Source organism: Corallococcus sp. CA049B, assembly GCF_003611685.1.
GTDB classification, from domain to species: domain Bacteria; phylum Myxococcota; class Myxococcia; order Myxococcales; family Myxococcaceae; genus Corallococcus; species Corallococcus coralloides.
Genome location: NZ_RAWC01000030.1, coordinates 1 through 25,635, shown reverse-complemented (window position 1 = coordinate 25,635; position 25,635 = coordinate 1). Strand labels below are relative to the sequence as shown.

22 protein-coding genes are annotated in these 25,635 nt (G+C 69.2%); 15 read left to right on the top strand and 7 right to left on the bottom strand.

Annotated features, from left to right (window positions below; genetic code table 11):
- Nucleotides 1-280 precede the first annotated feature (280 nt).
- The 6 genes from D7W82_RS40020 to D7W82_RS41445 all read left to right on the top strand — a co-directional run bounded on the left by D7W82_RS40020 (nucleotide 281) and on the right by D7W82_RS41445 (nucleotide 6,936).
- Nucleotides 281-811 carry a hypothetical protein gene (locus D7W82_RS40020; RefSeq protein WP_147439281.1) on the top strand — a complete coding sequence of 177 codons (531 nt, stop codon included), beginning with the start codon at nucleotides 281-283 and terminating at the stop codon, nucleotides 809-811.
- A 38-nt stretch (nucleotides 812-849) separates the two neighbouring features.
- On the top strand, nucleotides 850-1,509 hold the full coding sequence (locus D7W82_RS40015; RefSeq protein WP_147439280.1) for a hypothetical protein: 660 nt from the start codon (nucleotides 850-852) through the stop codon (nucleotides 1,507-1,509).
- A gap of 148 nt (nucleotides 1,510-1,657) precedes the next feature.
- On the top strand, nucleotides 1,658-3,550 hold the full coding sequence (locus D7W82_RS09845; RefSeq protein WP_120618094.1) for a sodium:proton antiporter: 1,893 nt from the start codon (nucleotides 1,658-1,660) through the stop codon (nucleotides 3,548-3,550).
- A 102-nt stretch (nucleotides 3,551-3,652) separates the two neighbouring features.
- Entirely contained in the window at nucleotides 3,653-4,963 is a 1,311-nt protein-coding gene (locus tag D7W82_RS09840; protein ID WP_120618093.1) for a cytochrome-c peroxidase, read from the top strand.
- A 12-nt stretch (nucleotides 4,964-4,975) separates the two neighbouring features.
- Nucleotides 4,976-6,094 (top strand): metallophosphoesterase, encoded by a 1,119-nt coding sequence (locus D7W82_RS09835; protein ID WP_120618092.1) that lies wholly within the window; start codon nucleotides 4,976-4,978, stop codon nucleotides 6,092-6,094.
- A gap of 23 nt (nucleotides 6,095-6,117) precedes the next feature.
- A complete protein-coding gene (locus tag D7W82_RS41445; protein WP_233587400.1) occupies nucleotides 6,118-6,936 on the top strand; it encodes a c-type cytochrome in 819 nt (272 codons plus the stop codon).
- Between the two features lie 39 nt (nucleotides 6,937-6,975).
- Here D7W82_RS41445 and D7W82_RS40475 read toward each other — a convergent pair whose 3' ends face one another.
- Together D7W82_RS40475 and D7W82_RS09825 are read right to left on the bottom strand one after the other, a co-directional pair.
- Nucleotides 6,976-7,122 (bottom strand): hypothetical protein, encoded by a 147-nt coding sequence (locus D7W82_RS40475; protein ID WP_158617625.1) that lies wholly within the window; start codon nucleotides 7,120-7,122, stop codon nucleotides 6,976-6,978.
- 49 nt (nucleotides 7,123-7,171) lie between these two features.
- A complete protein-coding gene (locus tag D7W82_RS09825; protein ID WP_120561013.1) occupies nucleotides 7,172-7,381 on the bottom strand; it encodes a hypothetical protein in 210 nt (69 codons plus the stop codon).
- Nucleotides 7,382-8,292: 911 nt separating this feature from the next.
- Here D7W82_RS09825 and D7W82_RS09820 point away from each other — a divergent pair.
- Nucleotides 8,293-10,659 carry a hypothetical protein gene (locus D7W82_RS09820; protein WP_120618091.1) on the top strand — a complete coding sequence of 789 codons (2,367 nt, stop codon included), beginning with the start codon at nucleotides 8,293-8,295 and terminating at the stop codon, nucleotides 10,657-10,659.
- A gap of 42 nt (nucleotides 10,660-10,701) precedes the next feature.
- Here the strand turns inward: D7W82_RS09820 and D7W82_RS09815 are convergent, their stop codons facing one another.
- The 3 genes from D7W82_RS09815 to D7W82_RS09805 form a co-directional block, all read right to left on the bottom strand.
- Complete coding sequence (locus D7W82_RS09815) at nucleotides 10,702-11,736, bottom strand: rod shape-determining protein (RefSeq protein WP_014400170.1); 1,035 nt, start codon at nucleotides 11,734-11,736, stop codon at nucleotides 10,702-10,704.
- 244 nt (nucleotides 11,737-11,980) lie between these two features.
- Complete coding sequence (locus tag D7W82_RS09810) at nucleotides 11,981-12,700, bottom strand: glycosyltransferase family 2 protein (protein ID WP_120618090.1); 720 nt, start codon at nucleotides 12,698-12,700, stop codon at nucleotides 11,981-11,983.
- A 55-nt stretch (nucleotides 12,701-12,755) separates the two neighbouring features.
- Nucleotides 12,756-14,222, bottom strand: coding sequence for an aminotransferase class I/II-fold pyridoxal phosphate-dependent enzyme (locus D7W82_RS09805; RefSeq protein WP_120618089.1), 1,467 nt, complete (start codon nucleotides 14,220-14,222; stop codon nucleotides 12,756-12,758).
- Nucleotides 14,223-14,409: 187 nt separating this feature from the next.
- On the opposite strand from D7W82_RS09805, the gene D7W82_RS09800 reads away from it, so the two are divergent.
- The 8 genes from D7W82_RS09800 (at nucleotide 14,410) to D7W82_RS09765 (ending at nucleotide 23,333) form a co-directional block, all read left to right on the top strand.
- On the top strand, nucleotides 14,410-14,721 hold the full coding sequence (locus D7W82_RS09800; RefSeq protein WP_120618088.1) for a hypothetical protein: 312 nt from the start codon (nucleotides 14,410-14,412) through the stop codon (nucleotides 14,719-14,721).
- Between the two features lie 64 nt (nucleotides 14,722-14,785).
- A complete protein-coding gene (locus D7W82_RS09795; protein WP_120618087.1) occupies nucleotides 14,786-15,613 on the top strand; it encodes a 2,3,4,5-tetrahydropyridine-2,6-dicarboxylate N-succinyltransferase in 828 nt (275 codons plus the stop codon).
- Between the two features lie 82 nt (nucleotides 15,614-15,695).
- Nucleotides 15,696-16,328 (top strand): cupin domain-containing protein, encoded by a 633-nt coding sequence (locus tag D7W82_RS09790; protein WP_120618086.1) that lies wholly within the window; start codon nucleotides 15,696-15,698, stop codon nucleotides 16,326-16,328.
- 45 nt (nucleotides 16,329-16,373) lie between these two features.
- Complete coding sequence (dapE, locus tag D7W82_RS09785) at nucleotides 16,374-17,462, top strand: succinyl-diaminopimelate desuccinylase (protein WP_120618085.1); 1,089 nt, start codon at nucleotides 16,374-16,376, stop codon at nucleotides 17,460-17,462.
- A 154-nt stretch (nucleotides 17,463-17,616) separates the two neighbouring features.
- On the top strand, nucleotides 17,617-18,009 hold the full coding sequence (locus D7W82_RS09780; protein WP_120618084.1) for a hypothetical protein: 393 nt from the start codon (nucleotides 17,617-17,619) through the stop codon (nucleotides 18,007-18,009).
- Between the two features lie 179 nt (nucleotides 18,010-18,188).
- A complete protein-coding gene (locus tag D7W82_RS09775; protein ID WP_120618083.1) occupies nucleotides 18,189-20,447 on the top strand; it encodes a family 2 encapsulin nanocompartment cargo protein terpene cyclase in 2,259 nt (752 codons plus the stop codon).
- 54 nt (nucleotides 20,448-20,501) lie between these two features.
- Nucleotides 20,502-21,899, top strand: a complete 1,398-nt coding sequence (locus D7W82_RS09770) for a family 2B encapsulin nanocompartment shell protein (protein WP_120618082.1) — start codon at nucleotides 20,502-20,504, stop codon at nucleotides 21,897-21,899.
- A gap of 33 nt (nucleotides 21,900-21,932) precedes the next feature.
- The gene (locus tag D7W82_RS09765; RefSeq protein ID WP_120618081.1) at nucleotides 21,933-23,333 is read left to right on the top strand and encodes a family 2B encapsulin nanocompartment shell protein; all 1,401 of its coding nucleotides are present in this window, start codon (nucleotides 21,933-21,935) and stop codon (nucleotides 23,331-23,333) included.
- A 63-nt stretch (nucleotides 23,334-23,396) separates the two neighbouring features.
- On the opposite strand, the gene D7W82_RS09760 is transcribed toward D7W82_RS09765, so the two are convergent.
- Together D7W82_RS09760 and D7W82_RS09755 are read right to left on the bottom strand one after the other, a co-directional pair.
- On the bottom strand, nucleotides 23,397-24,410 hold the full coding sequence (locus tag D7W82_RS09760) for a hypothetical protein (RefSeq protein WP_147439279.1): 1,014 nt from the start codon (nucleotides 24,408-24,410) through the stop codon (nucleotides 23,397-23,399).
- On the bottom strand, nucleotides 24,407-25,635 hold a 1,229-nt coding region (locus D7W82_RS09755), incomplete at its 5' end, for an FAD-binding protein (protein ID WP_120618079.1). The genes D7W82_RS09755 and D7W82_RS09760, both read right to left, overlap by 4 nt.

Genomic DNA, 25,635 nt, shown 5'->3' with positions numbered 1-25,635 from the left:
CAAAGCATGCGCTTTGGGGAATTGTAAGTCGGGGCGTGGCTTGGCGGGGCCAATCACCATGTCATCAGCCTCACTTTTGTCGCCATCGCGATGTGCATTCTGTCTCTTGCTGGTTAGTTTGATTATTGTTACGCTTAAGCAAAGCTCTTGGGCCAGTTGACGGACATAGGCTGAATCGGAGACCATTGTGGAGAGTGTCGCCGGAGGCGTTGGCGAGTAGAAGCCATGGAGGGTGTTGGTGGTCGGTGTGGCTCTTGGTGGGCTATGTAGGTGGTGCTTGATGAAGACTGATTCGCAGTCGAAAGACCCAAGCACTGAGCTTGGCTCAAGTGTGAAGCAATCGTCTGTTCCATCTGGTGTGACGATGGAGCTTGCTGAGGCTTTGTCTAGAAGCATCCCACCCGAGGCTGTGTCTTCTGGAGAAATTCCGCCAGATAAAGCGAGTCCTCCTGCATTGGTTCTTGCGGCACTGCTTGAGCGGCAGCGTGCACAACTGCGCGCTGCGGAACGTGCTCGGCATGAGTTGGAGTCTGCCTACTATGGCATTGAGAATAGGCGACGCAGGAAGCGCAATGGGGTGGTCGGGGATGGGGTTGATTTGTTTAAGGGGCTTTGGTTTGCGATATTGTTGATCTTGTTGGGTGTTTTTTTGTTTCATGGTGGTGCGTCGGGAGAGATATTTAAAGCTTTCTCCTCTGAAGTGATGCGAAGTGCGCTCCTGGGAGTTATTGCCGGGGCTGGTGTCCATTTGACTGGGCAAGTGCTATTTCGTTTTGTTCAGGGTGTGGTTGAAAAGCGTTCTCGAAATTGACCCCTGTGAGCGGACAGCCTAGTGGCGATACCACTCGAGTGGGCGACTTGAAGTCGTTTTTGCCCGCCCCAGATATGTCGTTGTTGGGAATGTCTGGGATGCTGGGCGGAACCCTTGGAGTGGCTGCCTATTTCGTGCTTGCTCCTGGATTGGGGCTGCCACTGGGTTGGCAGGCTTTTGCCGTGGCGTTTGGTGTAGGGGGCGGTTATGCGACTACTTTGAGAAACCATTTGGTCTATGGTCGAGAGGAGTCGCTGCGAGAGTCTGTTCGAGATTTGGTTGCGCAGGAACCATCAAGGAACGACGGCGAAAGTGAGTCAGATTTCTTGTGGCGGTACAGCAAGTGGACGGGAGATGTTGCTCGGTTTGCAGAAAAGTATAGCTCTAGAAAACAGCGAGTGCTCCGACTTGTTAGGGAGGAGCAGGATCGATTGAGTCGTGCGTTTGCGGATTTCTCGCGAGTGGTTCAAGAGACTGCAAAACTGAGCGCTGAGGCCGAGAAAGCTCAGGCTGATTCTGTTAAGTCGCGAGCTGAAGCCGCTTTGGCTCGAGTCAAGGCGCTGGAAACCCTTGAGAAGCTTCAGCCGGATGTCGGGGGGCGCGAGCTTGCTGCGGCGATTTCCAAGGAAAAGCATCTTGCCAAAATGGAGGCAGGGTATGCAGATCGCGGCCTTGGTGAGTTGGAAAAGGGCGGGTAGGTGGTGAGTGGTTTGGTAGGCTGAGTTTGCTTGTTGTGATAGGTTTTTGTCTGTGTGGGCTTGGCTTGCTTCTGTCTCCCGGCCAACCCTCGCGAGCAGACTCCCGGTGCGCGCGGAAGTCACACGGCTACGGTGCGCGGCCGCATCCATGGCCTCCTCCCTCGCCAATCCCTCCCTGACGCTGGGGCTGTCGCTCGTCGCCGGAATCCTCGCGCAGCTCGTGGCCCGGCACCTGAGCGTGCCCGGCATCGTCGTGCTGCTGTCCGCGGGCGTGTTGCTCGGCCCGGAGGCCCTGGGCCTCATCCAGCCCGCGTCCCTGGGGCCCGCGCTCCAGGCCGTGGTGGGCTTCTCCGTGTCCGTCATCCTCTTCGAGGGCGCCATGAGCCTGGACGTGCGCAAGCTGCGCCGCGAGGCCCGCTCCATCCAGCGGCTGGTCACCCTGGGCGCCGCCATCACCGCCGTGGGCGGCACCCTGGCCGCCCGCGCCCTGATGGGCTGGGACTGGAAGGTGTCCGCCCTGTTCGGCACCCTGGTCATGGTGACCGGCCCCACCGTCATCACGCCCCTCTTGCGCCGCGTGCGCGTCACCCACCGCGTCGCCACCGTGCTGGAGGCCGAGGGCATCTTCGTGGACGCCGTGGGCGCCATCATCGCCGTGGTCGCGCTGGACATGGCGCTGCACGCGGAGGAGGGGCCGTGGCTGCTGGTGAGCGCGCTGGGCTCGCGCTGGGGCGTGGGGCTCGCCGTGGGCGGCATCACGGGGCTCCTCATCACCGTGGGCCTGCGCAAGGCCTCGTGGGTGCCGGAGGACATGACCAACGTCTTCGCCCTGGCCCTGGTGCTGGGGGCCTTCCAGGTGAGCAACGCGCTCGCGCCGGAGAGCGGCGTGCTGGCCGCCATCGCCGCGGGGCTCGTCGTGGGCAACGGCAAGGTGCCCGCCCGCCGGGAGGTGCTCGCCTTCAAGGAACAGCTCACCCTGATGCTGCTGGGCATGCTCTTCATCCTGCTGGCCGCGGACATGCGGCTGTCCCAGGTGACGGCGCTGGGCTGGCGCGGCCTCCTCACCGTGCTCGTCCTGATGCTCATTGTGCGGCCCGTGGCCGTCGCCGCTTCCACCGCCGGCTCTGGCCTGTCCCGCAACGAGAAGGCCTTCATCGCGTGGCTGGGCCCGCGAGGCATCGTCGCCGCCGCCGTGGCCTCGCTGTTCGCCACGCGCCTGGGGGACCAGGGCGTGCAGGAGGGCCAGTCCCTGCGCGCGCTGGTGTTCCTGGTCATCGGCGTGACGGTGGTGGTGCAGGGCCTGTCCGGCGGCCTGGTGGCGGGGCTCCTGGGGGTGCGCCGCGTGGTGCCTCGGGGCTATGTCCTCCTGGGCGCCAACGCGCTCGCGCGGCAGGTGGCGCACGCACTCCAGGCGCGCGACCAGGTCGTGCTCCTCGTGGACTCCAGCGACGCCACGCTCAAGCGCGCGCAGCAGGAGGGCTTCCGCGTCCTCTTCGGCAACGGGCTGGAGGAGCGCACGCTCCTGCGCGCGGAGCCCGAAGGGCGCCAGGGCTTCGTGGGCCTCACCCACAACGAGGGCGTCAACCTCCTCTTCGCCGAGCGCGTGCGCGCACTCCAGCGCACCGCCCGCAGCTACACCGCCCTGCACCGGGGCCACGTGGGTGTATCCACGGACACCGTGAGCGCCACCGGCGGCCACGTCCTCTTTGGCGCGGAGCGCGACCTGGACGTCTGGGTGGCGCGCTGTGAACAGGGCGCCGTGTCCCGCGAGTCCTGGCGCCTGGAGGCCCCGCAGGTGGAGACCCTCGTGCCTCCCGCCAGCGGCAACCTGGAGGAGGCGCTGGTCCCGCTCGTGCTGGAGCGCGAGGCCGGCGCCGTCCTCTTCGACGAGTCCACCATCCCCGTAGCGGGCGACCGCGTGGACTTCCTTGTCGCGCACGGACGGAAAGATGAAGCCCACGCGTGGCTTTCCGCCCACGGCTGGCGGCCCGCGATGTCTGACGTTCCAATGCCAGACACTTCCCCCTCCCCGGCGACCTAGCAACCGTTGAACGGTTCTCTCGGGTTGCGTGAAATGCGCGGACCGGCTTCGGACCCGGGCGGATGTCCCGCGGCGGCTCCAGAGAACGGGTAGGAGGCGTTCATGCGGCTGCCCTCGGGCGTCGTCACGATGCTCGCCGTGGTGCTCAACTCCGGCGTGGGACTGGCGGCATCTCCCCCTTCACAAACAGCGAATGCGACACCGCCGCGGCTGCCGCCGGGCGTCTCCGCGACGCTGTGGCGGCTCGCGGTGCCCAAGGGCTCCGAGCCCACGCCGGAGCGGGTGGCGCTGGGCGAGAAGCTCTTCCGGGAAAAGCGCCTCTCCGTGGACAACACCGTGGCCTGCATGACGTGCCACGAGCCGGAGCTGGGCTTCACCGACGGCAAGCCGCTGTCCGAGGGCGTCAAGCAGCAGAAGGTGACGCGCAACAGCCCCACCATCCTCAACGCCCTCTTCAACGCCACCCAGTTCTGGGACGGCCGCTCGGCCACGCTGGAGGACCAGGCGAAGCTGCCCATCCTCAACCCGCGTGAGATGGGCATGCCGGACCCGGACACCGTCATGAAGAAGGTGCGCGGCATCCCCGAGTACGTCACCGACTTCCAGAAGGTCTTCGGCCGCGAGCCCAACTTCGACGACCTGGCCGTCGCCATCGCCGCGTTCGAGCGGATGCAGTTCTCCGGCGACGCGCGCTTCGACAAGTTCATCATGGGCGACGCCAAGGCGCTCACCGCGTCGGAGAAGAACGGCTGGGCGCTCTTCAACGGCAAGGCGCGCTGCAACGCCTGCCACGCGGGCAACGCCGTCTCTCCGCTGTTCAGCGACCAGAAGTTCCACAACATCGGCGTCGCCGCGCACAAGCAGGACTTCGTCACCCTGGCGCGCAAGGGCGTGCAGGTGGTCCGCACCGGCGACGAGAAGCAGATCGACGAGCTGGCGCTCAACTCGGAGTTCTCCGAGCTGGGCCGCTTCCTCGTGACCAAGCAGGAGAACGACGTGGGCTCGTTCAAGACGCCCATCCTGCGCAACGTGGGCATCACCGGCCCGTACATGCATGACGGGTCGCTCACCACGCTGTGGGACGTGATGGACCACTACAACAAGGGCGGCGTGGCCAATCCCTACCTTGACGGGGGGATGCAGCGGCTGGGGCTCACGGAGCCGGAAATCGACGACCTGGTGGCGTTCCTCTTCACCCTCACGGACACGAAGTTCGACAAGCTCAACAAGGAGCAGCTGGCGAAGCAGCGCGCCCGGAAGAACACCCGTCCGGAGCGGGACACCGCCATCGCCATGGGCAAGAAGGGCAACCTGGGCGACCTGGCTCCGAACCCGGACCTGAAGGTGAAGAACCCGGCGGACCTGGGCATCTACGGCGACGTCACCCCGGTGACGGCCACCAAGCAGCGGTAACCGAGGCGCGCCATGGCAAACAAGTTCCAGAGCATCGAGACGAAGCACTACGCCGAGCGCGACGCCTTCTTCGAGGGCCTGCGCAAGCTGGACCGCCGCGCCTTCATGCGCGTCGCCGGCATCTCCGCCGGCATCGTCGCGGGCATGGGCAAGCTCACGCCCAACAGCTTCCAGCTGGTCAACGTGGCGGAGGCGCAGGGAGAGAAGCCCAAGTTCTCCTTCGCGTACATCTCCGACACGCACCTGTATGAGAACAAGCTCAACGACCGCTTCGTGCGCGCCATCCTCAAGGCCGTGGACGACGTGAACGCGCTGGACCCCCAGCCGGACTTCGTCCTCTTTGGCGGGGACCTGGCGCAGCTGGGCCAGGCCGGCGAGCTCAAGCTGGGCGCCCAAATCCTCAAGTCCGTGAAGGCCCCCATCAAGATGATGGTGGGCGAGCACGACTGGTTCCTGGACATGGGCGAGCTGTGGCGCGACCTGTTCGGCGCGCCCAACTACTCCTTCGACCACAAGGGCGTGCACTTCGTGGTGCTCAACTCCATCCTGGAGAAGGACTTCTGGACGGAGCGGAAGCTCTCCCCCATGGAGCGCATGAAGATCGTCGCCGGCCTGGACAATGGCATCCAGTCCCGCTTCGAGGTCGGCGCCGAGCAGCGCCAGTGGCTCCAGAGCGACCTGGCCAAGGTGGCGAAGACGACGCCCGTCATCGTCTTCAGCCATTCGCCGCTCTACAAGTACTACAAGCCCTGGAACTTCTGGACCGACGACGCGGACGAGGTGCAGGCCATCCTCAAGCCGTACGAGAAGGTCACCGTCATCCACGGCCACACGCACCAGTTGCTCAGCAACCGCATCGGCAACATCTCCTTCCACGGGATGCTGTCCACCGCGTGGCCGTGGCCGTACGCGCCGGAAGGCCTGCCCTCGCTCACGGTGCCCATGAACCGCGCGGATCCGTTCAGCCAGTTCGACGGCTGCGGTGACGGCCGCATGGACGTGCTGGAGTCGGGGCTCGTGGACAAGCTCTACAACCTCTGGCAGCGCGACCCCATCACCGTGCGCGCCAGCTACCTGGGCTCCGGTGGCAAGCAGTCCGCGCCCCCCAAGCCCAAGCTGCCCACCTATTAGGACCGGAAGAGGAACCCCCTCCCATGAACCTGCGAATGAAGCTGCTCGTGGTCCCGTGCGCGGCCCTGTCCTTCGCCGGCGGCGTGGCGCTCGCCACGTCCCCGGAGTCGAAGCCTGAGCCGCTCCCCCAACATGTCCTGCCGGCGTCCAAGGACGGCAACCTGGTGCTGGGCCTGTGCGACGGTGAGACGTCCCTGGAAGTGGCCGGAGTGAAGGACGGCCAGAAGCTCACGCGTGCCCAGGCCATCACCGCCACCGCGCAGTTGATGGATGACTGGCGTAAGAAGAACCCGAACGCGAACTGGGACGACGTGCCCGGCCCGGTGCTGGCGCAGGCCTCGCCCCCGGCCACGAAGAAGTCCCCGGCGCCCGCGCCCCAGCCCAACCCCGGCGCGAAGCCCTCGGGCAACGACGTGCGCCAGGGCGGGATGGGCGCGGAGACGGGCGCGAAGGCGGTGCCCCAGCAGCAGAAGGCCCACCTCCAGACGGGCCACACCTACGGCGCGTACTCCGAACGCGACGAGCAGGTGTGGGCGGACTCCGTGCAGGCGGCCGTGAAGGACGGCCACCGCGTGTTCCACGACGCGGACGCGCTGGGCGGCACGGTGGGCGTGTCGTGCGACATGTGCCATCCGGACGCGGCCAACACCCACCCGGAGACCTACCCGAAGTACCAGGTGCAGCTGGGCCGCGTGGCGCTGCTGCGCGACATGATCAACTGGTGCATCGAGAACCCGGTGCGCGGCAAGCCGCTGGCGGACGGCGACCCGAAGATGCGCGCGATGGAGGCGTACATCTACGCGCAGCGCAAGGGCGTGAAGCTGGAGTACGGCAAGCACTGACGCCAGGGCTGGCCTCGGGCCCCGGGGCGCCTCGTGCGCTCAGGGGCCCAGGTACAGGCCCTGGGCCGTGTAGGCCGCCAGGCTGTAGGTGAGCGGCAGCGGCGTCAGGTGTCGCCGGTGGATGACGCCCTTCGTGGGGCCGAGTACATCCCGGCGGCGCAGGTACAACCCCAGCGCCGGGGACACCACTCCCGACACAAGCCATGCGTTCAGAGGGGAAAGCCTCCAGCGTCCGTCACATCCGGCCGAGGAAGAAGCGGACGAGCAGGAACAGCGCCATCGCGTAGGCGTACCCCAGCAGGACGCGACCGGCGATGCGCTGCGGCGTCGGCTTGCGTGGCCCGGCCTCCGGAGGCGGCGCGCGGCGCTGGTCGCGCATCACGAGGAAGCGCCCCAGGCCGAGCGCGACGATGACGGAAATGATCACGAGGTCGAAGGCGCCCATGGCGCGGGAGCTTCGGCCAACGGCCTGACGGGATTCAAGGCAAGTGGCGCACTGCATGAGCCGGTCCAACAGGTTTCCGCTGGCCCGATAGGGGGCTCCCCCGGCTGCGGTTGCCCCGAACCTGTCGGACAGTCGGACAGGTTCCTGCGGATGGGACGGAGCAGAGGCCCCGGCCAGCCACGACCTTCAAACCTGTCCGACAGTCGGACAGGTTTCTGCGGATGGGACGGAGCAGGGGCCCGGCCAGCCAAGACCTTCAAACCTGTCCGACAGTCGGACAGGTTTCCTCGGCTCGGAGGCGGAGGTCTCGGTCGCGGCGGCCCAAAGAAGCTGTCCGACTGTCCGACAGGTTTCCGCGCTCGGATTGCGCGGCAGCTCCCAGCCCGGCGTCCCACACTTGTCGGACAGTCGGACAGGTTTCCGCGGCTCGGATGGCGGAGGTCTCAGTCGCGGCGGCCCAGAGCGGTCCGACAGTCGGACAGGTTTCCGCTGGTCGGATGGAGTGCCGCCCCCGGCAGGGGGAAACCCAAGCTGTCCGACAGTGGAACAGGTTCTCACGGCTCGGATGGCGGAGGCCCCGGCCAGCCATGGGCGCCAAAGCTGTCCGACAGTCGGACAGGTTTCCGCGGCTCGGATGGAATGGAGGCCCCGGCCAGCCATGGGGGCCAAAGCGGTCCGACTGTCCGACAGGTTTTGGCAGCGCGCCGCCGCTGGGGGGCTCGGCAGGGTTCTTACGTTCTCATCCGTGGGGACGGCCTTCAGGCCCGAGGGCCCGGTGCGATGATGGAGGCGGGTGGCCCTCTTGAGGTCGATGGCGCTCGTTGCGCGGCGAGGCTTCTGGCCTTGGCCTGACGGGATTCAGGGCCCGGGGTCTTGCCTTCCACCCGCCGGGTCCCGGTTGAATGCGGGCCATGTCCCTCGCCCCTGTCACGGACCCCAGCGGTTTGCTGGAGCGCGCGCCGCGTCTGGCGGAGCTCCTGCCGGATGCCGCGCTGTCGGAGGCGCTCGCGCGGGGGGATGCGTGGGCGGTGCACGCGGTGCTCTCACGCCGGCTGGAGCACGAGCCGCCCGGGCCCACGCGGGAGCTGCTGGCGGCGCTGGTGGAAGACCGCGGCGCCTTCGTCATCGCGGCCCGCTCGCCGTCCGCGTCCTCCGTGCTGGGGACGGGTGTCCGGTGGAAGGGCTCGCCTCCGCGTGGCGCCGCCCCGAACGCACCCTTCGTCGCCGAGCGCACCGTGACGGTGCTGGGCGTTCCGGTGTGGCCCCTGGATGGCTACCTCGTGCGCGCGGACGGCAAGGCGCCGCTCCAGGTCATCGGACAGGTTCCGCCCTCGCGCGGCAGGTCTCGCCGCCGCGCGGTGGCCCTGGCCGGGATGGCGCTGGGACTCTGCGGCCTGGCGGGGCTGGGTGCGGTGTGGCTGGAGGCTCGCAGCATGCGCGCCGTGACGGTCGTCAATGGCCTGTCGCGCCCCGTGGACGTGCGCATCGGCGGCGAGCACTGGGTGGTGGCACCCGGGACGCAGGAGCAGGGGCGCGTGAAGCTGGGAGACGACCTGCTCCGCGCGGTGACGACCTGGCCCGGCCACGAGCCCGTCATCGAGGACGTGTGGCTGCCGACCGACGGCGAGCGGATCCTCTACAACGTGAAGGGCGCGGCGATGCTGGAGGCGGTCCCGGATGAGGGGGCCACCTCCTCGGGACCACGCTCCAGGTCCCTGCCGGAGAGCGCCATGGTGCTCCAGCCGGGCGAGCGGCTCTCCGTCCAGGCCGCGAACTGGGAGGCCGCCGCGCGCGCCTTCGCGGAAGGAGGACGCTGGGAGTCCGCGGGCCGCGTGGCGTCCTCCGTCGCACAGGTGGAGCCAGGGAATGCCCTGGCGCGGGAGATGGCCGCGCGCGCCCTGCTCATCCTGGACTCGCAGGCGCCGGTGAACCTGCCGGACGCCCTGCGCTGGCGCAACACGCGCGGCTACGCGGCGATGCTGATGCACACCTGGCAGGAGGATCCGGGCGCGCAGGCGCTGGCGCTGTCACTGCTGCGCCTCATTGGAGACGGAGACGCGGCCCGCGCCCGCTACACGGAGCACGCGCAGCAGCATCCGGACTCACCGCTGGCCGCCCTCTACCTCCAGCGCGCGAGCCCACCGTCCCTGGGCACCGCGGAGGCCGTCGCCGCATACCAGGAGCTGGCGAAGCGCTTCCCGGACTCGCCCGACGGGGTCCGTGCCTGGCTGGATGCGCGCTGGCGCTTCGAGCTGGGGGACTCGCGGCCCTGGAGTGACAGCGAGCGCCAGGACTTCGTCACCGAGACGGCGAGACTGCTGAAGGCACTCGAGGAGAAGCACCCGCCGGACACCCTGGAGGCGCTGGAGCTGGACGTGCGCATCCTCCTGCGCGCGCAGCTGCGCGACGCCGCCACCACGCGGGTGCGCCGCTACGCCGAGGACGCGCGCCGCCGGACGTGGGACTTCCTGGTGCTGGCCGGACGCACGGCCGAGGCCGCCGGGCCCGAGCACACGTCCTATGTGCTGCGCGACTGGATTCCCCCCGCCCTGGCCCGGCAGCCGGAGCGGATGGCGCTGTTGGAGCTGCTCACCGGCCAGCGCTCGCCCAGGGAGGCGGAGCTCGCGGCCATGACGTCACCCGTGGACCGCGCCGTGCTGCGCCTCACCCGGGACGTGCTGCAGGACCCGAAGCGCGCGTTGACGCAGGCCGTGAGAGAGCCCGAGGCCGTGCTGTCCCGCCTGGACCCGGAGGTCGCCGCGCTGCTCGCGCTGGAGCTCACGCGCGTGGGGGATGCGCGCGCGAAGAACCTCTTCAACGCGTCGCTGCCGGTGATGCTCGCGCGCGAACCGCTGCGCAACCACGTCCTGTCCGCCTCGCGCGCCTCCGGGCCGGAGCTCATCCGTCTGGCCCCGGGCCTGCGCGCCGCCGCCACCCTGGTCCACGCCCGGCGCGACTCGCAGGAGGGCTACCCCATCTTCGTCGAGCGCCTGGAGGGCCTCGCCCGCGTGGACGCGCTGGGAGGCCTCGCGGTCCGCGCCGCCGGCCCCTGGATGCGGCGCGCGTTCGACGCCTGCATGGACACGAAGGTGGAGCGCCCAACCCCGCCGGGGATGCTCCTGAGGGGCGCCGTCGTGGAGGAGCAGGCCCGCCAGGAGGACGACCGGGACGGCCGCCGCCCCCACTGCGAGGCGCGCATCGTCAGGCCTACGGGGCTGCCGCTGCCCCGGGCCGCCACCACGACACCGGCCGGAAACGCGAACGGCGCCGACCCCTGAAAGAGGTCCGGCGCCGTCACGGTGCGGCAGGGGAGGGGAACCTCAGCCCGGCTGGCAGACCTGGCGGAGGATGTCCAAGGACTCCAGCGCCTTGCCCGCGCCAATCACCACGGCGGACAGCGGGTCCTCCGCGAGGAACACCGGCAGGCCCGTCTCCTCACGCAGCAGCGTGTCCAGGTTCTTGAGCAGCGCGCCGCCACCGGCCAGCACGATGCCCCTGTCCGCGATGTCACCGGCCAGCTCCGGCGGCGTGCGCTCCAGCGTCAGCTTCACCGCTTCGACGATGCCGTTGACGGGCTCCGCGAGCGCGTCGCGCACCTCGTCGCTGGACACCGTCAGCGTGCGCGGCACGCCAGCCACCAGGTCGCGACCCTTGATCTCCATGGTCATGACCTCGTCCGTCGGGTACGCCGTGCCGATGCCCATCTTGATGAGCTCCGCCGTGCGCTCACCGATGAGCAGGTTGTACTTGCGCTTGACGTACTGGATGATCGCCTCGTCCAGCTTGTCGCCGCCAATGCGCACGGACTTGGCGAACACGATGCCCGCGAGGCTGATGACCGCGACGTCGGACGTGCCACCGCCGATGTCCACGATCATGTTGCCGCTGGGCTCCGTCACCGGCAGGCCCGCGCCAATCGCCGCGGCCATGGGCTGCTCGATGAGGTAGACCTCGCGCGCGCCCGCGTTGGCGGCCGCCTCACGCACCGCACGGCGCTCCACCTCCGTGATGCCGGACGGGATGCCGATGATGATGCGCGGGTTCACCAGCGTCTTGCGGTTGTGCGCGCTCTGGATGAAGTAGCGCAGCATCGCGGCGGTGATTTCGAAGTCGGCGATGACGCCGTCCTTCATGGGCCGGATGGCCACGATGTTGCCCGGCGTCCTGCCGAGCATCTCCTTGGCCTCCTTGCCCACGGCGAGCACCTTCTTGCCGCCGCGCGAGTCCTGCTGCACCGCCACGACGGAGGGCTCGTTGGACACGATGCCCTGGCCGCGGATGTAGATGAGCGTGTTCGCCGTACCCAGGTCGATGGCGAGGTCGCGCGAAAACAGGGTGTGGAGCCAGTCGAACATACGGGGGCGGAAACTTTCGGAAGGGCCGGGAAACTCCCCGCCCTTCAGACGGAGTGCGTTGTCGAAACTACTACGCGCCGCAATACGGAGGAAGAAAAGCCGGAACCCCTCGCAGGGTGCCGCTCGCTGGACAACCAACCGCACCCGCCCGTCTGTTCCCTTGTCCCCATTCGGAGCGCGCTTTTCTCGTGGGACCGCAGGCCGCATCCTCCCCCGGGCAGCGGCCGGGCGGACGTCCGGGCTTTCAGCGCTTCAGGGCGTACTTCCCGATGGCGTAGAGGGCGCGCACGCCGTCCTTCCAGCCAATCTTCTTGCCCTCCTCGTAGGTGCGCCCGTGGTAGCTGATGGGCACCTCGAAGACGCGCCAGTTGCCGCGCGCCACCTTGGCGGTGATTTCGGGCTCGAAGCCGAACCGGTCCTCCTCCACGTGCACGGAGCGGAGCACCTCCGCGCGGAAGGCCTTGTAGCAGGTCTCCATGTCCGTGAGGTTCAGCCCGCTCGTCATGTTGGAGAGCATGGTGAGCAGGTTGTTGAGGACGGTGTGCCAGTAGTACAGCACCCGGCGCGGCGACCCGATGAAGCGGCTGCCGAAGACGACGTCCGCGTCGCCGTCCAGGATGGGCTGGATGACCCGGGGGATGTCCCGGGGGTCGTATTCCAGGTCCGCGTCCTGCACGAGGATGATGTCCCCCGTGGCCTCCGCGAAGCCCCGGCGCAGCGCGGCCCCCTTGCCCTGGTTGTTCTCCTGGAAGAGCACGCGGATTTCGTTCCGGTTCCGCGGCGTGCCCCCCAGGATGTCCAGGCCCTGTTCGGACAGCTGGCGCAGGAACTCGCGGCTGCCGTCCTTCGAGCAGTCGTCCACCAGGACGAGCTCCTTGGGGAAGTCCACGGCGATGCAGCGCCGGAGGATTTCCGCCAGGGTGGGAATCTCGTTGTAGACGGGGATGACGAGCGAGACGAGCATGGCGGCCCCGCCCTATCGCATTTCCCCCTCCAGGGCGACTCCTTGCTCACAAAATTCAGGGCCGGGACGCGCTCCGGAGCGCGTCCAGCAGGGACTCCAGGTCCGCGTCCCCGGTGAGCGGGTGGATGAGCGTGGTGCGCAGGTACACGCCCCGGGGCAGCCGCGTCTGCACCAGGTAGAAACCCCCACGGGAGACCAGCGCTTCACGCAGGCGGACCTGGAGCGCGTCCCAGCCCTCCGGCGGCACGTGCGCGGGGGTGTGGCGGAAGCAGACGATGTTGCAGTCGGGCTCCAGGGCCAGCTCGAAGTCCGGGGCGGCGGTGAGCATCCCCGCGAAGCGCCGGGCCTGGTCGTAGGAGGCGGTAACGGCCTCCTCGAAGACGCGCGTGCCCAGCACGGACAGGCACGCGTAGACCTTGAGCGGCATCATCTCCTTGGTGCACTCCAGCGTGCGCAGGCCCACGTCGCTGTAGGGGCGCGCGTCGTCGCCGTCGCCGTGGAAGAGGTAGTGGGCCTCCTGGGAGAAGGCGTCGAAGGAGCGCGCGCCGTCGCGGAAGAGCACGGCCGTCACCAGCGCGGGCATGAGCAGCCCCTTGTGCGCGTCCCACACCACGGAGTCCGCCCGCTCGATGCCCTTCACCTGCGCGCGGTACTTCGGGCTCAGGGACGCCGCGGCCCCGTGCGCGCCGTCCACGTGGAACCACAGGCCGTGCCTTTGCGCGAAGTCCGCCACGGGCTCCAGCGGGTCGAACGCGCCGGTGGCGGTGGAGCCCGCGCTGGCCACCACGGCGATGGCCTTTCTCCCCGCGCGGGTGGCCCGGGCGAGCGCGTCCTCCAGGGCGTCCGGCCGCACGCGGAAGTGGTCGTCCACGTCCACCGGGGTGAGGCCGCCCTCGCCCCAGCCCATGATGCGGACCGCGCGGGCCAGGCAGTAGTGGGCGGAGCGCGGCACGAGCACCGTCAGGGGCGGCCCCGCGTGCGCGCCGCCGTTCCACGCGTCGTAGCCGGCCTTCGCCTGACGGGCGGCGAGCAGGGCGGTGAGGTTGCCCGCGCTGCCGCCAGAGGTGAGCACGCCCCGGGAACTGGAGGGCAGGCCCAGCTTCGTCGCCATCCACGCGAGCACGTGGTGCTCCATCGCGGTGGCGACGGGCCCCATCTCGTACACGGCCATGCCGTTGTTGAGCAGCGACGATACCGCGTCGCACAGCGCGGCCAGCGGCACGGGCGCCGTCACCTGGTGGCCCACGTAGCGCGGGTGGTGCAGGTGGTGCGAATCCTTCAGCACGCGCGCCATCAGCGCCGCGAAGGCCTGGGAGCCTTCCGGCGCCGGCTCCTCCGGGAAGGCCGTGGCGAAGCGCTCCTGGTTCACCGCTGGCGGGGCCCAGGGCAGCACCGGCATCGCGCCCCCGGCGAGCGCGGCCTTCAGGTAGTCCGCGAGCTGATCCATCAGGGCGTGAGCGGTGGCCCGGAAGGCCTCCGGTTCATAGGCGGCGCGCAGCGGCGGGAAGACGGGGGTCGTCATGGCGGGGGCACGCTAACGGGAGCGCGTCCTCCAGGCGCGGGAAACCCGGAGCGCGAGGGACCGGACGGCCGGCGGACCCCTCCCGCTCCCGGGGCGGCCGGGCGGGCAGGGGCCCGGAGAAGGGGCGGGCGGCTCACGGCGCCCACGGGCCGTCCCCACCTTTCCGGCGCACAGGAGGAGAGGACCGATGGCTTTCGACGACACGCCGTCCGAACGGCGCTCCATCATCAGCGGGATGCGCGTCCGCTCGGCGGACGGGGCGCTCCTGGGGTACGTGGCCCTCATCGGCCAGGGGCATCTCTATGTCCGGCGCTCACCCTTCGTTCGCCATCGCGAATGGAAGGAGGCCCCGCTGTCCGCCGTGGGCCGGGTGCTCCAGGGCGCTGTCATCCTGAAGGAGGGCACCGGCCCGCTGTCTCACGCGGATCCCGCGTTTCACGGAGAAATCCCGACACAGACCCTGCCCCTGGTGCTGGGGCCCGGGTTGTCGCACGCGTGAGGCCGTCCGGCGGTGGACACTGGGGGAGGGCGCGGACACCTGAAGTGTGATTGAACCCGGCGTCATGGCGACATCCCTCGAAGAGCTCTCCCAGCGGGTGTCCGCGGCGTTCGCGGACCGGGCGAAACTGAAGGACGCGGACACGGTGGCGGCGGTGCGCGAGACGCTCGCGCGGCTGGACACCGGTGAGCTGCGCGTCGCGGAGAAGGGCCCGGAAGGCTGGCGGGTCAACGCCTGGGTGAAGGAGGCCATCCTCCTGTTCTTCGCCGTGTCGGAGATGCGGGTGATGGAGGTGGGCCCCTTCGAGTTCTACGACAAGGTGCCCCTGAAGAAGGGCCTGGAGGCGGCGGGCGTGCGCGTGGTGCCGCCGGGCACCGTGCGCTACGGCGCCTTCGTGGAGAAGGGCGCGGTGGTGATGCCCGGGTACGTGAACATCGGCGCGCGGGTGGGCGCGGGCACCATGGTGGACACGTGGGCCACCGTGGGCTCGTGCGCGCAGGTGGGCCGCAACGTCCACCTGTCCGGCGGCGTGGGGCTGGGCGGCGTGCTCGAGCCGCCCACCGCGTCGCCGGTCATCATCGAGGACGGCGCCTTCCTGGGCAGCCGCTCCATCGTGGTGGAGGGCGTGGTGGTGGAGGAGGAGGCGGTGCTCGGCGCCAACGTGGTGCTGACCGCGTCCACGCAGATCATCGACGTCACCGGGCCCCAGGAGGTCATCCACAAGGGCCGCGTGCCGGCGCGCAGCGTGGTGATTCCGGGCATGCGGGAGAAGCAGTTCCCGGCCGGGAAGTACATGGTCCCGTGCGCGCTCATCATCGGGCAGCGCAAGGCGTCCACCGACCAGAAGACCAGCCTCAACGCCGCCCTGCGGGACTTCGCCGTCGCGGTGTGAGCCCGCGACAAATCCGGCGCGGGCGCGGGCGCGTATAGGGATTGTTACGCGACTTGTTACGTCCGCGCCGTTTCAGGAGAGCATGGAACACCTCGACGACATCCTCCCCGAGTGGCTGCTCGGGACCCTGGAGCCGGCCCGGCGCGCCGCCGCGGCCCGGCACCTGGAGGGCTGTGCGCGCTGCCGGGCGGAGCTGGCCCGGCTGACGCCCGCCGTGGATGCGTTGGGGGCGCTGGTGGAGCCGGTGTCACCTCCTGCCTCGGCGCTCACGCGCCTGATGGAGCAGATGGAGGGGCCCGGCCGCTTCGCCCGCCAGGCCGGGAAGGTCGCCGCGTTCCTGGACGTGGCGGAGGCGCGGGCCCGCGAGCTGCTGGAGTCCATGGCGGAGCCCGCCCACTGGATGCCCGGCCCGGTGGAGGGCGTGGAGCTGATGCCGGTGGAGACGGGCCCGGCGCGCGAGGGGATGATGGCCGCCGTCGTGCGCCTCCAGCCCGGCGCCCGCTACCCGCGCCACGCGCACCTGGGCCGCGAGTGGAACCTGGTGCTGGAGGGCGGCTTCCGCGAGGACTCCGGCCATGAGGTGTGGCCCGGGGAAGAGTTGGAGAAGGCGGACGGCTCGCTGCACGACTTCACCGCGCTGCAGGGCCCCGCGTGCATCTGCGTCACGGTGTTGGATGGCGTGACGTCCTTCGAGGACCTGGCCGACGGCGCCTGAGGGGACGATGTCCCGGGCCCGGGCGGGGAGTATGGTGCTCCGCGCATGGCCTCCATCGAACTCGCCACCCGACTCGCCCAGACGACGCTCGAGCTGTGTCGCATTGAAAGCCCCATTGGCCACGAGGGTCCCATCGCGGACCACGTGGAAGGCTGGGCGCTGAAGCACTTCCGCCGCGAGGAGGTCTTCCGCGTCGGGCACACGCTGCTGTTGGGCTCGCTGGAGGACCCCCGGCCCACGGTGGCGCTCATTGGCCACCTGGACACGGTGCCCATGCACCCCGGGGATGTGGGCCGCGCGCCGCGCATCGAAGGCGAGCGCGTGCACGGGCTGGGCGCGTCCGACATGAAGGGCGGCGTCGCGGTGATGATGGCGCTGGCGGAGGACCTCAAGCGCGACGCGCTGCCCGTCAACGTGGCCTTCCTCCTGTACGAGCGCGAGGAGGGCGCCTACGCGGAGAGCGGCCTCATCCCGCTGTACGAGCAGCGGCCGGACCTGTCCCGCGTGAAGTTCGGCATCGCCATGGAGCCCACGGACGGCGTGGTGCAGGTGGGCTGCGTCGGCAGCATGCAGGTGACCGTCCGCTTCACGGGGAGGAGCGCGCACTCCGCCCGGCCGTGGCAGGGGGAGAACGCCATCCACAAGGCGGGGCCGCTGCTCACGGAGCTCCTGGGCCGCGAGCGCGTGGAGGTGAACGTCGCGGGCTTCCCCTTCTACGAAGTCCTCAGCGCCACGCTGGCCAAGGGCGGCCGGGCGCGCAACGTGGTGCCGGAGGCGTTCGAGCTGAACCTCAACTACCGCTTCGCGCCGGGCAAGAGCGTGGCGCAGGCGAAGGAGGACGTGCTGGCGCTGGTGGCGGGCCGCGCGGAGGTGGAGTTCACGGACGCGTCGCCCAGCGGGCCGGTGGCCGCGGGCAACCCGCTGTTCCAGCAGCTGATGTCGCTCACGGGGCTGCCCGCCGCGTCGAAGCAGGCGTGGACGGACGTGGCGCGCTTCGGCGAGTGGGGCGTGGACGCGGTGAACTTCGGACCGGGTGAGACGGCGCAGGCGCACCAGCTCCATGAGAGCGCGCCCATCCCTCCGCTGGCCGTGGCGTACGAGAAGCTGGCCGCGTTCCTGAAGGGCTCGGCGTAGGCGGCCTGAAACACCGCCGAGCGCTCCGGAGCCGGATTTTCGGCTTCGCGCGTGAGCGCATTCGTCAGCTGGCGTGCATCCGCGCAGGGGGGCATGCGTGCGCTTCTGGCGGTTGCGCTTACCCTCCAGGGGTTGTCATCCCTGGAGGTTGTTGATGCACGCCGAGTCGAACATGCAGGACCCGAACGCGTCCCCGTCGTCCAACACGATGCTGCCGCCCGGTGAGGCCACGCCGTCGCGCCGCCGCTCCTCCGGTGCGCGCAAGAGCGCCCGCAAGGCGTCGTCCCGCCGCACGGGGGCCGCGAAGAAGGCGACCGCCAGGCGCACCACCGCGAAGAAGGCCGCGGGCAAGCGCACCGCGAAGAAGGCCGCGGGCAAGCGCGGCACTGCGAAGCGCGGGGCCGCGAAGAAGGCCACCGCCAGGCGTGGCGCTCGCAAGGCCCCGGCCCGCCGCGCCGCCGCCGGCCGCACCGCGCGCAAGACGCCTGCTCGTGGCAAGACGTCCGCGCGCAAGACGTCCGCTCGCAAGAGCTCCGCGCGCCGCTAGAAGGTCACGCGAGGGTCACGCGGGGAGGCGGATTCTCAATCCCTGATCCGGGTGGGTCATCCCCCATCCCCGCGAAGCCTTATCCAGTAGATTAACCCATATTTCCTGTTCAAGCTGTTGCTCGTGGTGCTGCTCATTGGTCGACAGTACAAGCCCCTGGGGATCAGCGAGGGGCGAGCATGTCCAAGGGGAAGCAGAAGCAACCGTTCCAGTTGCCGGAGTTCTACGTGCCGTGGCCGGCGCGCCTGAACCCGAACCTGGAGGCGGCCCGCGCGCACACCAAGGCGTGGTCGTACCAGATGGGCATCCTGGGGCCGCCGCGGGATGGCACGGACCGCGAGGTCTGGTCCGAGCGCCGCTTCGACGGCATGGACTACGCGCTGCTCTGTGCGTACACGCACCCGGAGGCGCCGGGCCCCGAGTTGGACCTCATCACGGACTGGTACGTCTGGGTCTTCTACTTCGACGACCACTTCCTGGAGGTCTTCAAGTACTCGCGCGACGTGAAGGGCGGCCAGGCCTACCTGGACCGGCTGCCGCTGTTCATGCCGCTGGACATGTCCCCGCCGCCGGAGCCCACCAACCCGGTGGAGCGCGCCCTCTGGGATTTGTGGCAGCGCACCGTGCCGTCCATGTCCATGGATTGGCGCAAGCGCTTCTTCGAGAACACCAAGCACCTGCTCGATGAGTCGATGTGGGAGATCGAAAACATCAGCGAGGCGCGCATCTCCAACCCCATCGAGTACATCGAGATGCGCCGCAAGGTGGGCGGCGCGCCCTGGTCTTCCGACCTGGTGGAGCACGCCGTCTCCGCGGAGATTCCGGACCGCGTGGTGCGCAGCCGGCCGATGCGCGTCTTCAAGGACACGTTCTCGGACGCGGTGCACCTGCGCAACGACCTGTTCTCCTACGAGCGCGAGCTGGAGGAGGGCGAGCTCTCCAACGGCGTGCTGGTGGTGGAGGAGTTCCTCGACTGTGACACCCAGCGCGCGGCGGACCTGGTCAACGACCTGCTGACGTCGCGGCTCCAGCAGTTCGAGACCACGTTCGCCACGGAGCTGCCGTGGCTGTTCGCGGAGTACGGGCTCAACCCGGTGGAGCAGGCGCAGGTGCTCACGTATCTGCGCGGCCTCCAGGACTGGCAGTCCGGCGGCCACGAGTGGCACATGCGCTCCAACCGCTACATGAACCAGCACTCGGAGGAGCGGCCGGCGCTGTCCATCCCCGTGCCCTCGGGCCTGGGCACCTCCGCGCTGCGGATTCCGCTGACGCCCGGCGGGCTGGGGCTGGGGCCTCGCTCCCGGTCGCTGAGCCACGTGCCCCGCCAGTACGTGGGCCCCACGAAGCTGCCGAAGTTCTACATGCCGTACAGCACGTACTTGAGCCCGCACCTGGACCGCGCGCGCAAGAACTCCAAGGACTGGGCGCGGCGGGTGGGCATGCTGGAGGTGGTGCCCGTGGTGGGGTTCTACGTCTGGGACGACCACAAGTTCGACGCGGCGGACGTGGCCCTCTGCGGCGCGTACATCCACCCGGACGCGACCCCGGAGCAGCTGGACCTGACGGCGTGCTGGCTCGTCTGGGGCACCTACGCGGACGACTACTTCCCCATGCTCTACGCGAACACGCGGGACATGGCGGGCGCGAAGCTGTTCACCGCGCGGCTGGGCCAGTTCATGCCGGATGACGTGGAGGCCGCCAACGCCGCGGTGCCCACCAACCCGGTGGAGCTGGGCCTGGTGGACCTGTGGAAGCGCACCGCGGGCCCGCTGTCGCCGCGCGGCCGCATGCTGTTCCGCAAGGCCATCCAGGACATGACGGACAGCTGGGTGTGGGAGCTGAACAACCAGCTCACCAACCGCGTGCCGGACCCCGTGGACTACGTGGAGATGCGCCGCAAGACGTTCGGCTCGGACCTCACCATGAGCCTGTCGCGCCTCTCCAAGGGCGACGCGGTGCCGGAGGCCGTCTTCAACACCCGCACGCTGCGCGGGCTGGAGAACTCCGCCGCGGACTACGCCTGCTTCGTCAACGACCTCTTCTCCTACCAGAAGGAGATCCAGTTCGAGGGCGAGCTCAACAACTGCGTGCTCGTGGTCCAGAAGTTCCTGGGCGTGGACAAGGACACGGCCGTGCTCGCGGTCAACGAACTGATGACCGCGCGCATGAAGCAGTTCGAGCACCTGGTGGCCAAGGAGCTGCCGGTGGTCGTCCGCACCTTCGACCTGGATGCGAAGGCGCAGGAGAAGCTGAACAAGTACGTGGAGCAGCTCCAGCAGTGGATGGCGGGCATCCCCCGGTGGCACGCGGAGGTGACCCGCTACACCGAGAAGGAGCTCATCCACGACGCGGCGCCGAAGCTCAAGGCCGGGAACGTCTCCGCCCTGGGCACCTCCGCGATGCGCGTCGCCGAGCTGTTCCGCGCCGGCAAGTCCTGAGTCCAACCGAAGTCCGAAGCCTTTTTGAATCCTTAACCTGGAGAGGGTGACCCCATGTCCAACGACCTGAAGAAGTTCGACGACAACAACCAGAGCCTTGGCACGCAGGCGGCGCGTCAGCTGGCGACGACGACCAAGTCCGAGCCGCAGATGCAGGGCATCTCCTCGCGGACGCTGCTCAAGCTGCTGCCGTGGGTGCAGGTGTCCGGCGGTACGTACCGCGTCAACCGCCGCATGACCTACGCGGTGGGCGACGGCCGCGTCACCTTCACCAGCACCGGCGCCAAGGTGCAGGTGATTCCCCAGGAACTGGGCGAGCTGCCCCTGCTGCGCGGCTACGAGGACGTGGAGGCGCTGACCGCGCTGGCCAACCGCTTCGTGCAGAAGGAGTACAAGGCCGGTGAGGTCATCACCGAGGCCGGCAAGGAAGCGGACTCCATCGTCCTCATCGCGCACGGCAAGGTGAACCGCGTCGGCACCGGCAAGTACGGCGAGCCGGTGGTGCTGGAGACGCTGGCGGACGGCGACCACTACAGCTACCAGGCGCTGCTGGAGTCGCAGGACTACTGGCAGTTCACGGCCAAGGCCGTGACGCCCGTCATCGCGCTCATCCTCCAGCAGTCCGCCTTCGAGGCGGTGGTGGCGCAGGTCCCGTCGCTGCAGAAGCACATCGACAACTTCAAGGCCCGCTCCAAGAAGAAGCAGGACACGTCCGGCCAGAAGGCCATCGAGCTGGCCGCCGGCCACCACGGCGAGCCCGTGCTCCCCGGCACCTTCGTGGACTACGAGACGCACCCGCGCGAGTACGAGCTGGCCATCGCGCAGACCGTCCTCCAGATCCACACGCGCGTCGCGGACCTCTTCAACGACCCCATGAACCAGACCCAGCAGCAGCTGCGTCTGACCGTGGAGGCGCTGAAGGAGCGCAAGGAGCACGAGCTCATCAACAACCGCGAGTTCGGCCTGCTGCACAACGCGGACCTGAAGCAGCGCATCCACACGCGCTCCGGCGCGCCGACGCCGGACGACATGGACGAGCTGCTGGCCACGGTGTGGAAGGAGCCGTCGTTCTTCCTGGCCCACCCGCGCGCCATCGCTGCGTTCGGGCAGGAGTGCAACAAGCGGGGCATCTACCCCACCAGCACCGACATGAACGGGACCATGGTGCCCGCGTGGCGCGGCATCCCCATCGTGTCCTGCAACAAGCTGCCCATCAGCGAGTCGCGCACCACGTCCATCATGCTGATGCGCGCGGGTGAGAAGAACCAGGGCGTCGTGGGCCTGCACCAGGCGGGCATCCCGGATGAGATCGAGCCCAGCCTCAACGTGCGGTTCATGGGCATCAACGAGAAGGCCATCATGAACTACCTGGTGACGGCGTACTTCTCCGCGGCGGTGCTGACGCCGGACGCGCTGGGCATCCTGGAGAGCGTGGAGCTGGGCCGCTCGTAGTTCTTCGTCCGCACGTAACGGGAAGGTTCTTCCATGACGACTTCACAGAAGGACGTAGCGGCGCACGAGGGCACCACCCTCAGCACGGCGGGTGCGCGCCAGCTCGCGACGACGACGAAGACGCAGCCGGTGATGCAGGGCATCTCGCCCCGCTACCTGCTGAGCATCCTGCCCTGGGTGCAGGTGTCCGGCGGCACGTACCGCGTGAACCGGCGGCTGACGTACACCGTGGGCGACGACCGGCTGAACTTCAGCAACATCGGCGCCAAGGTGGAGATCATCCCCCAGGAGCTGCTCAAGCTGCCGCTGATGCGGGGCTTCGAGGACGTGGATGACCTGCTCATCCGCACCCTGGCCGGCCGCTTCACCCAGCAGCAGTTCAAGCCGGGGGAGAACATCGTGGAGGCGGGCAGGTCCGCCGAGCACGTGTTCCTGCTGGCGCACGGCAAGGCGCAGAAGCTGAAGGCCGGCAAGTACGGCGACCCCGTCGTGCTGGACACGCTGGCGGACGGCGACCACTTCGGTGACCAGGCGGTGGTGGAGTCGAACGACGTGTGGCCCTTCACCGTCAAGGCCGTCACGGCCTGCACGGTGATGGCGCTGCCCCAGGACGTGTTCGAGTCCCTCATCAGCCAGTCCCCGGCGCTGAAGGCGCACGTGGAGCGCTACCGGGCGAACCTCAAGAAGCCCCAGGACAAGGCGGGGCAGGCCGCCATCGCGCTGGCCGCCGGCCACCACGGCGAGCCCGTGCTGCCCGGCACCTTCGTGGACTACGAGCTGAAGCCGCGCGAGTACGAGCTGAGCGTGGCGCAGACCATCCTGCGCGTGCACACCCGCGTGTCGGACATCTTCAACGACCCGATGAACCAGACCGCGGAGCAGCTGCGGCTGACCATCGAGGCGCTGAAGGAGCGCAAGGAGTGGGAGCTCATCAACAACCCGGAGTTCGGCCTGCTGCACAACGCCGACCTCAAGCAGCGCATCAACACCCGCTCGGGTCCGCCGACGCCGGACGACATGGATGAGCTGGTGTCGCGCCGCCGCAAGACGCGCTACTTCCTGGCCCACCCGCGCGCCATCGCGGCGTTCGGCCGGGAGTGCAACAAGCGTGGCCTGTACCCGACGGTCGTGGACGTGGGCGGAGCGAAGTTCCAGGCGTGGCGCGGGGTGCCCATCCTCCCGTGCGACAAGCTGCCCATCAGCCGGGAGAACACCACCTCCATCCTCGCCATGCGCATCGGTCAGGACGACCAGGGCGTGGTGGGCCTGCACAACGCGGGCATCCCCGACGAGGTGGAGCCGAGCCTCACCGTGAAGCGCATGGCCGTGAACGACCAGGCCATGACGAACTACCTGGTGAGCACCTACTACTCCGCCGCCGTGCTCGTCCCGGACGCGCTGGGCGTGCTGGAGAACGTGGCGCTCGGCGGCTGAGGCGCTCCGTTGCCGTGAGACATGGACGGGCCCGGTGCCTTCAGTGCGCCGGGCCCGTTGTCTTTAGCGGCACCGGGCGAAGTACCAGCGCAGCTGGAGCTGGCCCCGGAGCACCGGCCCGTCCTCCGTGTCCTGGCCGGGCGCCGTGGTGAGCGAGGCGATGGCGCTGGTGCAGCCGGGCAGCTTCACGTCGATGGCGGCGCCCGGGTGGAGGCGGTTGTCGGTGCCGTCGAAGGCCAGCTCCGCGCGGAAGTCCGCCACGGAGGTCTTCCGCTGCATGCCCAGCCCGGCGCGCAGCGCCCTGCTGTCCCGGAACAGGTCCAGCGCCTGCATCGTCGCGAGCGCGTCGAAGCGCCGGCCAAGCGCGGCCTGTCCGGTCAGCCAGAACGTGTGCTTCGTGTCGCGGAGCCCGTCGCCCGTGAGCACGCCGCCCTCCGTGCGGGCGGAGACGCCCCAGCCGCCGGAGATTTGGACGTCTCCGCTCCGGGAGCGCATCTGTCTTTCGGCCCGGTCGAAGAGGGCGGACAGGTCCACGCCCCGCTCGGACACGTCCTCGTCCGAGTCCGCGGGCGGCGGGATGCCGTGGCGCTCCAGTTCCTCCGCCACCCGTTCGGGCAGGTCGGAGTTGAGCACGGGGTCGTGCGGGTCATGCACCGTCGTCCGGAGCCCGAGCCCCACGCGCCATGCGCCCGTTCCATCCAGGTCCGGCAGCACGGCCGCGGACACCGTCGTCTTCGTCAGCACCCGCATCAGCCGGCCCGCCAACGAGTTCGAGCGGTAGCGGGACAGGCTCCGGACGCCACCGCCGAAGAGGAAGTACGGCGCGACATCCAGGCTGAGCCCTGGCCGGAGCCCATCCGGTGCCGCCGACGCCAGCACCGTGGTCATCACCGGCTTGGGCGCCGCGCCGAGCAGCACGCGCAGGGGCGCCTCCTCCATGGCGACCAGGGCCGGTGACTCCGGCACGTCCATGTCGAGCACGTAGCGGTAGAGGTTGATGGTGTCGCTGTCCCGCGCGCTCGCCGCGCCCGGGGCGAGCAGGGCGCCCATCAGCGACAGGCTGGCGAGCCTCCTCACGCGAGTTCCAGCCCGCGGAGATAGTCATTGGCGAAGGCCGCGCGCAGCTCCGGCGTGGGAAGCAGGGCCTGCCTGGCACCGAGCCAGGAGTCCACGCGTGCCGTGCCGTACAGGCTTCGCACCGCCGGGCCATCCAGTTCGTGGAACTTGCCCCAGTGGTACGTGTGCGGGATGGAGGATTGGGCGAGCTGCTGCCAGACGCGGCGGTTGTAGGACTTCGTGCGGGTGGACGACGCACCGTCGATGTCCAGGACGCACGTCATGGGCGCGTGCTGGGTGAACGCCAGCGTGGCCCGGGAGGGCAGGGTGTAGCGCAGCCCGAACAGCCCGGGGAACGCGTGGGCGCGATTGATGGCGAGGGCCAGCTCCACCGTCTCGCGCACCCGGCCGAGCGGCACGCCCACCGCGCTGCCCCAGGCCTTGCCCCGGGTGGTCGTGTCGGTGAACAGCTCGCCGTGCGTCCCGCAGACGTTTTCGTATTCCGGGTAGAAGCGATCCATCAGCCGCGCCAGCAGCGGGATGGTCAGCTCCGAGACCATGTCCGTCAGCACGCCGACGATTTCGAGCGCGCTGTCCCCCTGCGTCAGCTTGCTGCCGGGGCTGGGCGGGCTCGAGCCTTCCGGACACCGCGCATGCTTGTACATCACCGTGACGAAGACGCCCCGCTCCATGTCGTTGGGGTTGATGACCGCCGTGAAGTGATAGGGCTTGAGCCCCGGCGGGCCCGGCAGCGTGATGCCGGAGAAGTCCAACTGGTCGAACGCGCGCCAGAGCCCTTCATCGAGCGGCATCCGCCGGCGGTACGCCTGGAGGTAGTAGAGGTCCACCACCTCCAGCAGGACGCCGTGCACCAGCCCGAAGCCGCCCAGGCCCACCAGGGCGGCGTTGAAGAGGGCGTCGTCCCGGACGAGCTCCGCGCCCAGCTTCTGGGGAATCTCGTCGTGGATGACCGGCGCGCTGGCTCGCTCCAGCCAGACGTGGCGGTCCGGTGAGACGATGACGTGCAGGCCCACCACGAAGTCCTGCAGGGCGCCGCACTCCAGATTCGAGCCATGCGTGCCCGTCCCGATGGCCCCGGCGATGGTCTGCCCATTGCTGGCGCCCGAGGTGGTCAGCGACTTACCAATGCTCTTCAGGAAGTGGTTCAGCTCCGCGACGGAGACACCACACTGCGCGAAGAGGAGGTCCTCGCGTCTGCCTGGATAGGCGGGATGGGGGCGGGGGG